Annotated in this window: 15 protein-coding genes and 3 pseudogenes; 6 read left to right on the forward strand and 12 right to left on the reverse strand. The window is 67.9% G+C overall.

The annotated features are described in order from the left end of the window. Positions 1-10 precede the first annotated feature (10 nt). The 3 genes and pseudogenes from LN251_RS28245 to LN251_RS28255 form a co-directional block, all read right to left on the reverse strand. Positions 11-1,622 (reverse strand): annotated as a pseudogene (locus tag LN251_RS28245) (acyl-CoA carboxylase subunit beta). A gap of 152 nt (positions 1,623-1,774) precedes the next feature. Further along, positions 1,775-2,038: an acyl-CoA carboxylase epsilon subunit gene (locus LN251_RS28250; protein ID WP_458247010.1), complete on the reverse strand. Its 264-nt coding sequence runs from the start codon at positions 2,036-2,038 to the stop codon at positions 1,775-1,777. Between the two features lie 257 nt (positions 2,039-2,295). Continuing rightward, positions 2,296-2,442: a hypothetical protein gene (locus LN251_RS28255; protein WP_458247011.1), complete on the reverse strand. Its 147-nt coding sequence runs from the start codon at positions 2,440-2,442 to the stop codon at positions 2,296-2,298. Between the two features lie 188 nt (positions 2,443-2,630). Between LN251_RS28255 and LN251_RS28260 the strand changes: the two genes are divergently transcribed. Continuing rightward, positions 2,631-2,930 carry a hypothetical protein gene (locus LN251_RS28260; protein ID WP_458247012.1) on the forward strand — a complete coding sequence of 100 codons (300 nt, stop codon included), beginning with the start codon at positions 2,631-2,633 and terminating at the stop codon, positions 2,928-2,930. Between the two features lie 653 nt (positions 2,931-3,583). On the opposite strand, the gene LN251_RS28265 is transcribed toward LN251_RS28260, so the two are convergent. The 4 genes from LN251_RS28265 to LN251_RS28280 form a co-directional block, all read right to left on the reverse strand. Next, a complete protein-coding gene (locus tag LN251_RS28265; RefSeq protein ID WP_458247013.1) occupies positions 3,584-3,997 on the reverse strand; it encodes a hypothetical protein in 414 nt (137 codons plus the stop codon). After that, positions 3,994-4,464 carry a protease inhibitor I42 family protein gene (locus LN251_RS28270; protein WP_458247014.1) on the reverse strand — a complete coding sequence of 157 codons (471 nt, stop codon included), beginning with the start codon at positions 4,462-4,464 and terminating at the stop codon, positions 3,994-3,996. The genes LN251_RS28265 and LN251_RS28270 overlap by 4 nt, the downstream gene beginning before the upstream one ends. Positions 4,465-4,473: 9 nt before the next feature. Continuing rightward, a complete protein-coding gene (locus LN251_RS28275) occupies positions 4,474-6,075 on the reverse strand; it encodes a peptidoglycan-binding protein (protein WP_458247015.1) in 1,602 nt (533 codons plus the stop codon). Positions 6,076-6,253: 178 nt separating this feature from the next. Continuing rightward, positions 6,254-6,673: a hypothetical protein gene (locus LN251_RS28280; protein WP_458247016.1), complete on the reverse strand. Its 420-nt coding sequence runs from the start codon at positions 6,671-6,673 to the stop codon at positions 6,254-6,256. A gap of 479 nt (positions 6,674-7,152) precedes the next feature. Here LN251_RS28280 and LN251_RS28285 point away from each other — a divergent pair, with 479 nt between their 5' ends. Beyond that, positions 7,153-7,680, forward strand: coding sequence for a DUF488 domain-containing protein (locus LN251_RS28285; RefSeq protein WP_458247017.1), 528 nt, complete (start codon positions 7,153-7,155; stop codon positions 7,678-7,680). Between the two features lie 11 nt (positions 7,681-7,691). After that, positions 7,692-8,000, forward strand: a complete 309-nt coding sequence (locus LN251_RS28290; RefSeq protein WP_458247018.1) for an MGMT family protein — start codon at positions 7,692-7,694, stop codon at positions 7,998-8,000. A gap of 67 nt (positions 8,001-8,067) precedes the next feature. Here the strand turns inward: LN251_RS28290 and LN251_RS28295 are convergent, their stop codons facing one another. Both LN251_RS28295 and LN251_RS28300 read right to left on the reverse strand, forming a co-directional pair. Continuing rightward, complete coding sequence (locus tag LN251_RS28295) at positions 8,068-8,715, reverse strand: dihydrofolate reductase family protein (protein WP_458247019.1); 648 nt, start codon at positions 8,713-8,715, stop codon at positions 8,068-8,070. Positions 8,716-8,873: 158 nt separating this feature from the next. Beyond that, positions 8,874-9,233, reverse strand: coding sequence for a hypothetical protein (locus tag LN251_RS28300; RefSeq protein ID WP_458247020.1), 360 nt, complete (start codon positions 9,231-9,233; stop codon positions 8,874-8,876). Between the two features lie 25 nt (positions 9,234-9,258). On the opposite strand from LN251_RS28300, the pseudogene LN251_RS28305 reads away from it, so the two are divergent. Beyond that, positions 9,259-9,539 (forward strand): annotated as a pseudogene (locus LN251_RS28305) (transposase family protein); the annotation flags it as partial. A 129-nt stretch (positions 9,540-9,668) separates the two neighbouring features. On the opposite strand, the pseudogene LN251_RS28310 reads toward LN251_RS28305, so the two are convergent. Then, positions 9,669-9,977, reverse strand: a pseudogene (locus LN251_RS28310) (Imm21 family immunity protein); the annotation flags it as partial. 219 nt (positions 9,978-10,196) lie between these two features. Between LN251_RS28310 and LN251_RS28315 the strand changes: the two are divergent. Beyond that, positions 10,197-11,039, forward strand: a complete 843-nt coding sequence (locus LN251_RS28315; RefSeq protein ID WP_458248176.1) for an alpha/beta hydrolase — start codon at positions 10,197-10,199, stop codon at positions 11,037-11,039. A 131-nt stretch (positions 11,040-11,170) separates the two neighbouring features. After that, positions 11,171-11,920 (forward strand): transposase family protein, encoded by a 750-nt coding sequence (locus LN251_RS28320; protein WP_458247021.1) that lies wholly within the window; start codon positions 11,171-11,173, stop codon positions 11,918-11,920. A 54-nt stretch (positions 11,921-11,974) separates the two neighbouring features. Here the strand turns inward: LN251_RS28320 and LN251_RS28325 are convergent, their stop codons facing one another. Further along, positions 11,975-12,337 (reverse strand): hypothetical protein, encoded by a 363-nt coding sequence (locus LN251_RS28325; protein WP_458247022.1) that lies wholly within the window; start codon positions 12,335-12,337, stop codon positions 11,975-11,977. Between the two features lie 424 nt (positions 12,338-12,761). Next, positions 12,762-13,700: an alpha/beta hydrolase family protein gene (locus tag LN251_RS28330; RefSeq protein WP_458247023.1), complete on the reverse strand. Its 939-nt coding sequence runs from the start codon at positions 13,698-13,700 to the stop codon at positions 12,762-12,764. Positions 13,701-13,820 lie beyond the last annotated feature (120 nt).

Genomic DNA, 13,820 nt, shown 5'->3' on the forward strand with positions numbered 1-13,820 from the left:
GACCGCTCCGTCACTGAGGGGGATTGCCGTGCTTACGCGACGGCACATCGGCATGCTTGGTACGCAACATCGCCAGCGCGCCGATCAGCCGCTCGCGGGTCTCGGCCGGATCGATGACGTCGTCCACCAGGCCGCGTTCGGCCGCGTAGTAGGGGTGCATCAGCTCGGACTTGTACTCCTTGACCATGCGCTCGCGCATCGCCTCGGGGTCCTCGGCTGCGGCGATCTGCCGACGGAAGATGACGTTCGCGGCGCCCTCGGCGCCCATCACGGCGATCTCGTTCGTCGGCCACGCATAGGTGACATCGGCGCCGATGGACTGGCTGTCCATGACGATGTAGGCGCCGCCGTATGCCTTGCGCAGAATCAACGAGATCCGCGGCACAGTCGCATTGCAGTACGCATACAAGAGCTTCGCCCCGTGCCGGATGATCCCCCCGTGCTCCTGATCGACACCGGGCAGGAAGCCGGGGACGTCCAGCAGGGTGACGAGCGGGATGTTGAAGGCGTCGCACATCTGCACGAATCGGGCCGCCTTTTCCGACGCCTCGATGTCCAGCACGCCGGCCAGCATCTGCGGCTGGTTGGCGACGATCCCGACGACCTGGCCCCCCAACCGGGCCAGCACACATACGACGTTGCGCGCCCAGCGCTCATGGACCTCCACGAACTCACCGTCATCGACGATCTCCCCGATCACGGCCGTCATGTCGTAGGGGCGGTTGCCGTCGGCTGGGACCAGGCCCACCAACGCCTCGGTCGACCGCGCGGGCGGATCGGTGCACGGCACACACGGCGGGAACGCCCGGTTGTTCTGTGGCAGCAGCGAGAGGAGGTAGCGGACCTCCGCCAGACACGTCTCCTCGTCGTCATAGGCGAAGTGACACACCCCGGAGGTCTCCGCATGCACGTCGGCGCCGCCGAGGCCGTTCTGGGTGATCTCCTCCCCCGTCACTGCCTTGACCACATCGGGGCCGGTGATGAACATCTGCGACGTTCCGCGGACCATGAAAACGAAATCCGTCAGGGCGGGGCTGTAGGCCGCGCCGCCGGCGCACGGGCCGAGCATCACGCTGATCTGCGGGATCACGCCGGAAGCTGCGGTGTTGCGCTGGAAGATGCCGCCGTAGCCGGCCAGCGCCGAGACGCCCTCCTGGATGCGGGCGCCGGCGCCGTCGTTCAGCGACACCAGCGGTGCACCGGCCGCGATCGCCATATCCATGATCTTGTGGATCTTCTCGGCGTGGGGCCTCGCCCAGCGCGCCGCCGAAGATCCGGAAATCGTGGGCGTAGACGAAGACGGTCCGCCCCTCGACCGTGCCCCAGCCGGTGATGACACCGTCGGTGTAGGGCCGGCGCGCCTCCAGACCGAACCCACTCGCCCCATGCCGACGCAACAGTCCGACCTCCTGGAAGGAACCGGCATCCAGCAACAGATCGATGCGCTCCCGCGCCGTCAGCTTCCCCCGCGCGTGTTGTGCCTTCGTCGCCTCCTCCCCCGGACCGGCCAGCGCCTCCGCACGCACCAATTCCAACTCCGCAACGGCCACGGACACACCCCCACCCGCACCCGCACCCGCACCCGCCACGGACACCTGCGAAACGTCGTCAGCCACACTCATGGCCACACCCTCCCTCCCACACCAGGCCATCCCTCACCATAACAAACCGCGAAGTCGGTATGCAGTGCTGAGATGAGCCAACCCACCAACAAACCCAACCCTGACAGCCACCACCTGACAGCCACCGTCAACCGGCGGCTACCGCCCGGCAGCTACCGCCAACTCAACGGGGAGCGATACACCCCCACGTCCCACAACGGCAGCCCAACCTCGACACCCACGCCACTGCCGTCAGCCGCGTCACCGCCGGCGTCGGCGGCCCGGGCCGCCAGCAGCGACATCACCACCGTCAACGCCGCCAACTCCTCCTCCGACACTCGACCCCGCACCAACCGCAACACCCCACCACTCACCAACCCACTCCCTCCACCCGACACCACCCACGACCAAACACCCCCGACCCTCAACCACCCCACTCAAGAACCACTCATCACCCACTCGAACCCCCACCCCACACGGGTAAAGACCAGGAACGGGAGCGAAGGACCAAATCGCCGCAACCGTCCGCGCAGGCAGGACGACCAACGGGCGCAAAGGCCGACGGCATCGCAGGTGAGGCGGGAAGGCAGCCCCCTTTGATGGAACTCCTGCAGGTCCGTCCGCCGCCCGGTCTCCCCCGGTCGGCCCAGCCCAAGACCCGCCACGCGTACGTGAATCGCGCCAGTGCGGGCAGTCAGAGACCCGCTCGGGTGAACGTCACATGCGTGACCCCGCTCGACGAGGAGGCGGACTCAGTCCGGTAGTCCTCATCGAGGTCCTCCAGTCCGTCCCAGAGGCGGACGCCCCGGCCGAGCAGGATCGGCACCATCACGGCGTGCATGTGGTCGATGAGCCCGCGGTGAGAAAGGCACGGACACCTGTCACGTCACCGTCCAGTTCTGGGTTCCCGCCATGCCAGAAGGCCGTTGTCGTCGACGACGGGTTCCCACTCCCTCAGATCTCGAAGACGCCATCGCTCAGAGCCTGCGCGACTCCGTCCAGGCGGTGCGGCAGCGAGGTGAATACGGGGTGCTCGCAGAACGACGGTCCGTCTTCCTTGTCCTGTCTTCCGATGCGGCCAAAGGTGTCATCACTGACCTGGCTGATGAACAGGCTGTTTCCGCTCTCGTCATAGGCGAAAGGAATCCACGCCGGATCCCAGTACAGGTGCGGTCCCTGGGACAGGCCACTGTGGTCCGGAGCGGTCCGGTGCTGTTCCTCGGCCCGCTGGCGCTTCGCCTCTTCCGTTCGCCGGTAGCTCCGGTATTCCTGCTCGATGAGGTGCAGGTTGCTGAGCCGGTGGTAGATGGGCAGAACAAAGTCGCCTGATCCGTTGTGGCTATGGAGAGAGTCGGCCAGTGCATCCGAGAGAGGGCGGCCGATCTACGTGTGTGCCGTGCGTACAGTGCGCCCGCCACCGATGGCACGTCCTGGCCGCCGGCGGCCTGGCTGGCCGCCTCCAGCGCCATGGCCGGCTCGGTGTGGAGGAAGTGGAACGTCGTGCCACCCTCCATCTTGGGATCTGCCTCCCCCGGTCTGAGCCGGTTTCCCGCCGAGACCGTGCAGCGGGTACTCGCCGAGATCGGCGGTCACCCCGGCGGCTTCGGCCTCTTGGACGCGCCGGTGCGTGGCGCCGCGACGGTCCTCCCGGCCTGGACGCCCAGCTGTCCGACTGGTTGGCGGCCGAGGGCCTTCCCTCGCGGCGGCCCGTGCCGGCAGACTGGGCGCATCGATCCGCATGACGAGTCGGCTCCTGGCCCGCGACACCGGCGCCCACAGACTGCTGGGGGAGCTCACGTGCACTCAGTGCACGGCTCACGTCTCGCTCTCGGTCTACCGTCGCCTCGTGCGTCTGGACGACCCCGCGGCCTCCCTCTAGGCCGCCACCGCCCCGACACGCGAGACGAGCAAGGTGCTGGACAACCGGAGCTTGCTGTCGGTCTCGCTGAGGTGTCGGCTTGGACGGCCGCGGAGCCGGCCGCTCACTCCCCGGCTGTCCGAGAGCGGTAGACGTGCCGGAGGCCGAGCAGTTCGGCGACGGCCTCCAGCCAGCGGGCGGCCTGCTCGTCGCCGTCGACCCCGTCGGCGGCGGTGGCCGCGGACTCCAGCCACGTACGCACCATGGACGCCGCATCGTCGCCCGGCACCGGCTCGCGCAGCCCGGCTGCATACCGGACACCCCCGCTGCGTACCACCTTGGCGAGGAAGGCCACCGCCCGCGGCTGGATGCCGAGCCGGTCCAGCAGGACGGCGGCGCCCACCGCGCCGTCGCCGAACAGGGCGGTGCGGTGCGGGCCGGCGAAGGAGAGGCCGTAGCGCAGCATCGCCGGGATGTCCGACTGCGCCAGCTCGTCGTCGGTCCGGCCGGGGGGCGGGGTCTGCGACGCGGAGGTCATGGCTTCCTCACGGTGACGGTGAAGGTGTGGATGGTGGCTCGGTACTTCTTCTGAGGGGTGGGGCTGCCGCTGGGGACGGGGGACGGGGTGACGGGACCGCCGGCATCGCCGCCGGCGCAGGCGCCGCGCGGGCACTGGATGAGCCGGATCTTCGTCGTGCCCGAACCGACGGCCTTGAAGCCGAAGGAGTCCGTTCCGCTCCCGCTGCCGACGGCGTCGTCGTCGGCCATGACCTCCTCCTGTTTGCCCGTCTTCCGGACGACGTCAGGGTCGGGCTCCGGCGATGTCAGATACCACCACTCCCCCATCGCGGTGTCGACCGGAACGGACAGCCTGAACTCCTCCCCCGCATCCACCTGTATGTGCTTCTCACCCAGCTCGTAGGTGTCCGGCCCGGTGCTGCCGCAGCCCGCGAGCAGGGTCATCAGCAGAGCGGGAAGGGCGAGTCGGCGCAGGGCACTGGTCATGACGCTCACTTATCGGTCGGCGGGCAGGTGGACGGCGTACGCGTCGGGCATGCGGGAGTCAGAGGCCTTGTCCATGTGACCGTTGACGAAGTCGTCCTCGCTCACCCAGGTCGTCTGGCCCCACGGGTTGTAGATCTCCAACATGTCGCCCTCCTGGCCGATCACCATCATCTGGTGTCCGACCCGGCTGCCGTCCTTCTCGTGCCCCTCCACTTCGAAGGGGACTGGTTTTCCCTCGGCGACGGACTTCTCGATGTCCGGCAGTACGTCACGGCGCTCGTCCGCACCGCGAACCTGCTCGTACTCGTACTTGCTGCCGGTATGCGGGCTGATCTCGTCGTTGGCGATCTCGTTCTGCCCGTCGCTGTCCATTCCATCCGGAACGTCGGACCACCAGTGCAGGTAGTCGCCGTCGCCTTCCTCGTGCAGGCGCAGCTGTTCGTCGTGGAGACGGTGGCGGAAGGCGTCGGGGTCGTTCTCCTGTCCGGACGGTCCGCCGGTCAACTCCAGTGCGTAGAGGGGATCGACCATGGCGCGGGCGGTCACGGTGCTCGACGGCACACAGGTGTTGCCCTCCTGGGACCACTTCTCGTCGCCGAACCACTGGTAGTCGGTGTTGCGGTTCGACCCGTCCGGATTGCGCCCCTCGTCCACCTTGCCGTCGCCGGCTGTGACGATCGGACTGAGGTGCTGCTGAAGCCAGTACGGGTCCTTGCCGTGGATCTTGTCGCGGAACTCGCCGACCTCGTCCACGTCGTAGCCCGCGGCCAGCGCCTTGACCAGATACGCCCGCTCCTGCGGTGTCTTGGCATCCGCGAGCATCTGCTCGAAGCGGGCCTGGTCCCGCGCGTTCATCTTCTCCATGAAACGGCCGGAACGTTCGAGGTCGCCCGCGGTGAGGAGTTCGTTCTCCTCCTGCGGGCCCCCGAACACGCCGACGTCGGCGAGGACGAGGCGGTCGGCGGCGGAGATGTTGTCGGTGTGCATGTGCCCGGCACGAGCCTCGGCCGCGTACTTGTTCAGCTCCCGGGCCGCCGTCCGCGCCGCGTCGTCCGCCTCCTGCGCGGCGGCGTAAAGGAAGTTGGCCCCCGTTCCCGCGATGTCCTGGGCCCGCTTGCGGTCGGCTTCCTCGTCGTCCGTCTCCACCATGTCGTCGAAGAAACCGTCATCGCCACCGAGCATCGTGCGGGCCTTGCGAAGCTGCTCACGGCCGTCGTCGTCCTTGGACTGGGCGGAGGTGAGCGCGTCAGAGAGGTCGTAGAGGGCCTTGGACGCCTTACGGAACGCCTCGGCCATCTGCTCGGCGGAACGGCCGGCCGCCGCCACCACCTCGGCCGCCTTGGCGCCGGTGCTGCCCACCCACACCGATGGCAGCCCTGACGAGGCGACCTTCTCGACCCGGTGCTGTACGTCCGTGGCGTTGTCGGCCTGGCTCTTGTAGCGCTGGGCGATGGCGTCCAGGGTGCTCGGGGAGCCGACCGGCGCGGAGACACCGAGGAGGTTGCCGATGGCCTCCAGGACCTCGTTCTTGCTGTCGGCCGTCGCGAGGTCTCCCGTGTAACGGTCGATCTCTTCCTTGCGGTCGGTGGTGGATTCGCCTGCGTCAGCCATGTGGTGAGAGCCCCGCTGTCCTTGCTCGTCCTTGCCCAGAGTCAGGTGTCAGGTGTCAGGTGTCAGGTGTCAGGTGTCAGGTGGAAGCACACACGTCGGCCGGGTGCGCGAAGTGTCCGGCATGTCGATCTGTGTTGCGTGTGCCGTTGTGTCGATCTGTACGGCGTGTGCCGGTCAGTCAGTCGAAGTCGGCAAGGCTCGGCGGAGGCGCGCCCGGGGTAGGGCCCGTGGTCGTCCCCGGATGGGCCGCGGCGGGTGCGGGCATGGTCCTCAGGCCGTCGTTCGCGCCCGCGGAGTGCAGCGCGACGATGGTGTCGTGGTCGGCGCCCTGGTATTTGCGCTGGGAGATGCCGACCTTGTCCGCGAGTTCGTGCAGCGCGGCTTCCAGCGTCTTCGCCTCGGCCTGCCAGGCGGCGGCGAAGTTGTCGTACGCGGGGCCGGAGTCGGAGCCGCCGAGAGCGTCCGGTGTGTAGCACATGTGGTCTTCCACGGCCTTGCGTATGGCGCCGACGTCGTTGCCTGCCTGGTCGAGCTTTCCGGCCTCGCCGTCCATGCCGCTCGCGTCGATCCTGTAGCCGCCCGAGCCCGCACCGGACATGCTCCCCGCCCCCTGACTGAACGGCCGAACACCCCCGTGCGTCCAGACCTTCTGACCAGAGATGGTACCTGATCTCATGTCATGAGCACGCGGCCTCCGTGTCACTGTCCGGGCTGGACGGACCGGCCTTCGGCATCGGCTTCATACCAACGCGCTTATCGGCGCCGAGCGGCAGCGCGCCTCCGCGCATGACAGGGTCTTCCCTCAGCCCCGGGCCGGTCTCCTGGCTTCGCCGGCGACGGCTTCCCTCCGAGTTCGAGGTCGCAAGCTGTTTTCGATCCGGGCAGTGGCCGCTTCCCGCTGGTGCGGGCCTGCTCGAAGGCGGCGGGTAGTCACCCGGGCGGGCGCTGCCGGCACCCCGTCCAGGCCGCTGCCGCGTGGTTCTCGCTCCCCCGGACCGGGTACCCGAGGCCACGGCCGGACGTTGACTGCGCCACGGCGGCGAGAGAAGCCCTGCCGGGGTGGAAAGGAAGGCCAGGATGGCGAGCCGTGTCTGCACGGTCGGGCATTCGACCCGTACCTTCGACGAGGTGCTGACAATGCTGCGCGCCAACGACATCACCCATCTCGTCGACGTCCGCTCCTACCCCTCCTCGCGCACGTTCCCCCAGTGGAACCAGGAGGCGATCATCGACGGACTCCCTCGGAACATCGAGTACCGGTGGATCCGAGCCCTGGGAGGGCGGCGGCACACCCCCAAGGGCGTCGAGAGCGTCAACGGCGCGTGGCGGGTGAAGGCGTTCCGGGACTACGCCGACTACATGATGACCGGCGAGTTCCGGCAGGGCCTGGACGAGTTGCTCGGCCTGGCCGAACACGGCCGACCGGTCATCATGTGCAGCGAGGCCGTGCCGTGGCGGTGCCACCGTCGGCTCATCACCGACGCACTGATCGTGGCCGAGGCGGAGGTCGCGCACATCATGTCGGCCACGGTGACGAACCCGGCGTCCTTGAACGAGTGCGCTCACGTCGAGAACGGGCGCATCACCTATCCAGCGCCCTGCTGAAGCAGGTGGGCATGGACATCGTCGGAGAGATCCGCGAGGCGGTGGCGGCCATTCCCGCCGGCAGGGTCGCCTCCTACGGAGACGTCGGGCAGCGCATCGGCGCCGGTGCGCGGCAGGTGGGGCGGGCGATGAGCCTGCTCGGTGAGGGCGTGCCATGGTGGCGCGTGGTCCGCGCCGACGGCAGCCCCGCGACCTGCCATGGGGGCCGGGCGCCTGGGTTGCTGCTCGCGGAGGGCACGCCGATGCGCGGGGGGCGGGTGGACATGCGACGCGCGCGGTACCGGTGGGAGCAGGCCGGACCGTCACGGCCGCGGGCATGACCTGGCGTGGTGCGTGCAAGGGACGCTCGCGGTGCCTGAGACGCCGGACAGCCGGACAGGCGGGCAGTCAGAGGCCCGCTCGGGTGAACGTCACATGCGTGACCCCGCTCGGTGAGGAGGCGGACTCGATCCGGTAGTCCTTGTCGAGGTCCTCAAGCCCGTCCCAGAGGCGGACGCCCCGGCCGAGCAGGATCGGCACGACCACGACGTGCATGTGGTCGATGAGCCGGGCGGCGAGAAAGGCACGGATCACGGTGGGACCGCCACCGATGCGCACGTCCTGGCCGCCGGCGGCCTCGCGTGCCGTCTCCAGCGCCTTGGCGGGACCGGTGTCGAGGAAGTGGAAGGTCGTGCCGCCCTCCATCTCGATCGACGCACGCGCGTGGTGGGTGAGGACGAAGGTGGGCGTGTGGAACGGCGGATTGGGCCCCCACCACCCCTTCCACTCCGGGTCCTCGTGCCATCCGGGATGGCCGAACTTCCCGGCGCCCATGATCTCGGCGCCGATCCCGGGAGCGAACTGGCGCGCGAATGCGTCGTCGAGGCCAGCGGTCCCGCCGGGCTTCCCGACCATGTCGTGCCAGAACCGGGTGGTGAACATCCACTCGTGCAGCCGTTGGCCGGCGTGGCCGAACGGCGCGTCAAGGCTCTGCCCCTCACCGGTGGCGAAGCCGTCGAGCGAGACGGAGAAGTTGTGGACGCGGGCGAGTGACATGGCTGGCAACCCCTCTTCGTTGTCGCCGGTCGGCCTTCGTCAGACCGTCTCGGCAATGCGGCGGCAGTGGCCGTCCCGATGCCAAGACGTGCCCTGCCCATTCTTACGACGATCCGTGGGCGACGCCCGCCGCAGCGGGACACCGCTCACGCACGGCGTCAGTCTCGCGTCGCCTCCACGGCTGTCAACTGCCGCTCGGGTGCGCTCAGCAGATGTAGACCGGCGAGGCTCTGGAAAGTCATCGCCGCGGCGGCCGCGGCGGTGAGCGTCAATCCGCCGCGCGCTCCGAGCGAGTCGATCGACCAGCCGCAGACGGCCTCCGCGACGGCCGAGCCCGCCGCGCTCGCGGAGCCCAGCCAGGAAAACGCCTGGGTCAGGACGGCCCGCTGTACGGGCAACTCGGTCAATACGGAGAAGAGCACGAGGAGAGGTGGGATCGTGGCGCCGGTCAGCACCACAACCCGCCCAAGCCCCCACGGTGAGCCGACCGCGAGCAACACCAGCGTGCCGAACAGCAACGCACCTTTCGCCATGCGAAGTTGCACCGGCGCAGCCCGTAGAGCCAACCCGCCGGCAGGCATCGCTGACGGCGGCTGTCGCGGCACCGGACTGCTCACCCCCGGCCGGCGTCTCCTGGCCGGGAGCTTGCGGCATGTAAGCAGCAGCACGACGCCTCTCACCGCCGTGTCCGTGCTCGTGTCGAGCACGCTTTCGCACGGATGAAGATGTGGAAGACTCTCCGGGACTGCCGGCTGAAAGGCGAAGGCGTCCAGCACGCGATGCTCGGCATTGCCCATCAGCACAATCTTGCACGCCGCGCGTGACCGCCCGCGTCGAAACAATTGCCCGTTCACGACTCGGTGGGCAGGAGCTGGACCAGGCCAGCCCCAGTTTTCCTCGTCAGCCTTGGTGTGGGTGGCCCGGACCCTCCAGCGGCCGGCGGGCAGCGGGACCGGCGCCTGATCAGGCATCCCGCTGCCGGGTTGCTCGATGTCGAGTTCAGAGCCCGCTTCGCTAGGGTCCAGGAGCATGGCCGGCCCGTCCGACACCCACCTGCCGTCCTCCTCCCACTCGGTGGCCGAGTCCGCGAGGACGGCCTCTTCAAGCGCAGTTTGTTCAGCAGCAGCTGGTGCTATCTGCCCGAGCGCCGAGCCTTCCTGCGGTGGCTTGCCGCCGATTCCGAGGTCGCGCTGAACCTGACCAGCTGAGATCACCAACAGAGTCACGGCATTGGCTTGAGCTGTCCGCGCGACGTGACACACTGACCGCGCAGGCGGCGGTGAATGGGGCGATCCGATCGGGCTCCCGTCCCAAAGGACGCCACCTTCTTCGGTATCATCTTCGCTCTCGACACCTCGATGCCTTTTGTTAGAGCCAGTGAGTCTTTTCCAACCTCGCGCTGAAGCTGCGAGGTCGAGCGTCTGGACGAAATTGCCTTGCGGCCAAGGGGGTTGATAACCCTACGGTTGCTCCCCGTGACCATGGAGATGCCCTACCAGCCACTCCCGATCGACCAGTCCGACGTGCGCTACATCCACGGACCCGATTCCGCTCTCCAACCAGGCGTGCCCGCTGGCGAGACACTCGAGTTCGAGTGGAGGGACAGCGAGGTCTACCCGGGAACCTTCCGGAAGTTCTGGGTACATGTGCCTGCACAGTACGACCCAGCAGAACCGGCATCCTTGATGGTGTTCCAGGACGGATGGTGGTACCTGGACCCAATAGGGGAGGTACGCGGCGCGATCGTCCTGGACAACCTCATTCACCGCGGCGACATCCCTGCCACCATCGGCGTGTTCGTCGATCCTGGCGTCTTCCCCGATGCGGAGAATCCCAAGAACCGCAACAACGAGTACGACGCCTTCGACGACCAGTACGTCACCTTCCTCCTCACCGAGATCATCCCGCAGGTCGCAGAGCGCTATGCCATCGCCCAGTCGCCCGAACAGTGGGGAATCTGCGGGGGGAGCAGCGGCGGCAACTGCGCCTTTACCGCCGCGTGGCTGCGTCCGGACAAGTTCCGCAGCGTCATCGGATACCTGTCCAGCTTCGCGCAGATGCCGGACGGCAATCCCTACCCCCACCTCATCTCCCGCGCCCCCCGCAAGCCACTGCGCATCTTCATGCAAGGTGGCCACCGCGACCTGCACTGGAATGAGCCTCAGTGGAACTGGCTCGCCGAAAACCTGCGCGTGGCAGCCGCTCTCGCTGAAGCAGGCTACGACTTCCGTCTCGTCCTGGGAGACGGCGGACACAGCCCCAACCACGGCGGGGTCCTGCTGCCGGACGCTCTGCGCTGGCTGTGGCGGCCCAACGAGGATTGATCGGTATACGCATCATCCAACCAGGCACCGGCCGCGGTGAGGTGAGACGCAGCCCTGGTCGCACAAAGGCGTGCAGTTCCTGGTCAGGCGAGTTCACAATCAAGATCACTCGCCTGACCAGGAGCGTCGTCGTGCTTGCTTACCCATCCACCATCGATCTGTCCAGCCGCACCTTGCAAGACCTCTCCGCCCTTCTCGCAGGTCACCGCCGCCGCATCGGCTCCCGCAGGCGCCGCCTGACCTGTGGCCGTCAGGCCCTGCTCGCCCTCGCCCACCTGCGCTGCGGAGACACCTACGCCCGCCTGGCCGCCGGTTTCCGCGTCGGGATCGCGACGGTCTACCGATACATACGCGAGGCGGTCGACCTCCTGGCCGCCCTCGCGCCCACGCTCGAACAGGCCATGGAGACCGTACGGAAGGCGTACGTGATCCTGGACGGCACCGTGCTGCCCATCGACCGCATTGCCGCCGACCGCCCGTACTACTCGGGGAAGAAGAAGTACCACGGGATGAACGTGCAGGTCATCGCAGATCCAGCCGGACACCTGATCTGGGCTTCGGACGCGCTGCCGGGAGCCACCCACGACCTGACCGCGGCCCGAACTCACGGCATACCCACCGCTCTCTACGCCGCCGACGTCAAGTGCTGGGCAGACAAGGCGTACCAGAGCGCCGGGCCGGCCATACGCGTTCCGATCCGGGGCAAGAACCTGCGTGGCTGGCGCCAGCGCCACAACCGGGATCACACAAAGATCCGCAGCCTCGGCGAACGTGCCATGGCCACCCTCAAATGCTGGCGGGTCCTGCGGAAACTCCGCTGCAGCACCACCCGGATCACCTCCATCGTCCGGGCCATCGTCACCGTCGAACTCGCCAGGTGATCAAGATGGAAAAGGCTCAGTAATACTCCCTTTTCTGGGACTTCTCGTAGAATCTCAGCTCGCGCGGGGGCGGCGGGAGATCACCTGAGGGAGCTTTCCCGCCTTCCAGTAGCCGTCGAGGATCTTGAGCAGGTGCTCGGGGTTGTCGAAGATCTCGCCGATTCGGTCGCCGAATTCCGCGAGCAGCGGGTCGCTCTCGACCATTTTGCGTTCGGCAGCGGTGAAGGACGACGAGTAGGCGTGGCAATTGGCGCACCACAGGTAGTTGATCCATGCCGGTGTCGGTCGGCCATATGACTCATGGTGGTAGTTGCGCATCGCGACGTGGCCGCAGAGAGGACAGACCCTTTCGGACCGGGGCAGGTGCAGTTGAGCGCCGAGCGTCTCTCGGTGGTGCTGGTCATAACGGCGGATCATGGATCGGCCTCGCGGAGGAGGTTGGGCACGACGGTCGTGGTGTCGGCCGCGGGAGCTCGCGCTCCCCCGGCCGACTCGGTTTCATCTTCCCGTGAGCGGCAGGGAGTCGTCCGGCCGGTCCTGGGGTCGTATCAGTTACGCCTGGATATCTCCGCCACATCATCTGCCCGAACGCCTCGGCCTCCTTCTCGGATCCCGTGTCTCCGTAGTTCAGGCCGCCGTTCCCCCGACGGGCGCAGGGACGCTGAGCACCGTGCCGGAGGCCGCGGTCGCGGTGTCCTGGAGCTGGACGACCGTGCGGGCAACCACGCACTGCTCGCGGATGCCCGCCGGCCCTTGGGTGTTCAGGGTGTCGGAGTGGAAACGGTGACGCGGTCGTCAGACGGCTCGGTCATGCAGCCGACCGAGCCACCGCGCCGGGTTCTCAGGGTTTGGCGGAGTAGACCACTCCGGACAGGTTCTGGGCCGCCGAACCCCACACCTGGTCGTACAGGGAGGAGTCGACGCCGAGGGTGTAGAGCAGCCACGCCGTGGTGATGCCGTAGGTCAGTTTCAGCTGGGTGGCGCGGGTGATGGTTCCGCTGTCGCAGCCGAAGCCGGAGCTGTCTTCGAAGCCGCAGTGGAATCCACCGGTGATGACGCGCAGTTGGGTGGCGGACGGTTTGGCGTCGTACATCTTCTGCTGATTCTCGGCGACACCGGCGATCGTGTCCGAGCTGCCTCCTACGTACTGGACGGGCATCTTCAGTGCCCCTGAGGCGGTGATGGCCGAGGGGTTGGTCTCAGCGGCCGCGAGAGTGGTGACGGACTTGACGGCAGGGTTCCGGCTCGCGGCGAGCAGTGCCGCGCCTCCGCCCATCGAGTGTCCTGAGACAGCCAATTGGCCGGTGTTCACCGCGCCCGCGAATCGTGCACCGGTGGTGCTGTTCTGCGTGGTGAGCCAGGTGAGTGCGGCGTTCAGGTCGTCCGCGAATGCCGAATGGCTCGGGAACAGGCCGCCCTGGGACTTGGGGGCGACGGTGATGATGCCCCATGAGGCGTAGTGCTTGAGAAGGCTCTCGTACTGGGTGATGCCCTGGAAGAAGCCGTGCCCGAAGGCAAGGCCGGGATGCGCGCCGGCGGCGACCGGTGCGTTGGCTCCGCCGGTTGTCCCGGGGTACCAGACGCGCGCGCTGTAGGAACGTCCGGACGCCGACACCGTCACGTCGGTGTAGGCGACGGCGTAGGCCCCAGGGCCGGAGGGGTCCGCCGCTTGTGCGGAGGCTGTCGGCCGCTGCGCGGCATGCGCGGCCGGTGCGAGGGTGAAGGCGGCTGCCGCGAGGAGCAGCATCGCGGCTATGGACCGCAGGGTATTTCTCAACACGAGATCACCTTTTCTGTGGGAATGAAACAGTGATGTCTGGTGCGAGATCTTCCGCTGTGTGCGGGTGCTCCTTGAGTGGCCTCGACGCTGGTGCCGCCGAGGCACACCGGTAGACCCCTG

It is taken from the genome of Streptomyces sp. MAI_2237 (genome assembly GCF_054189285.1).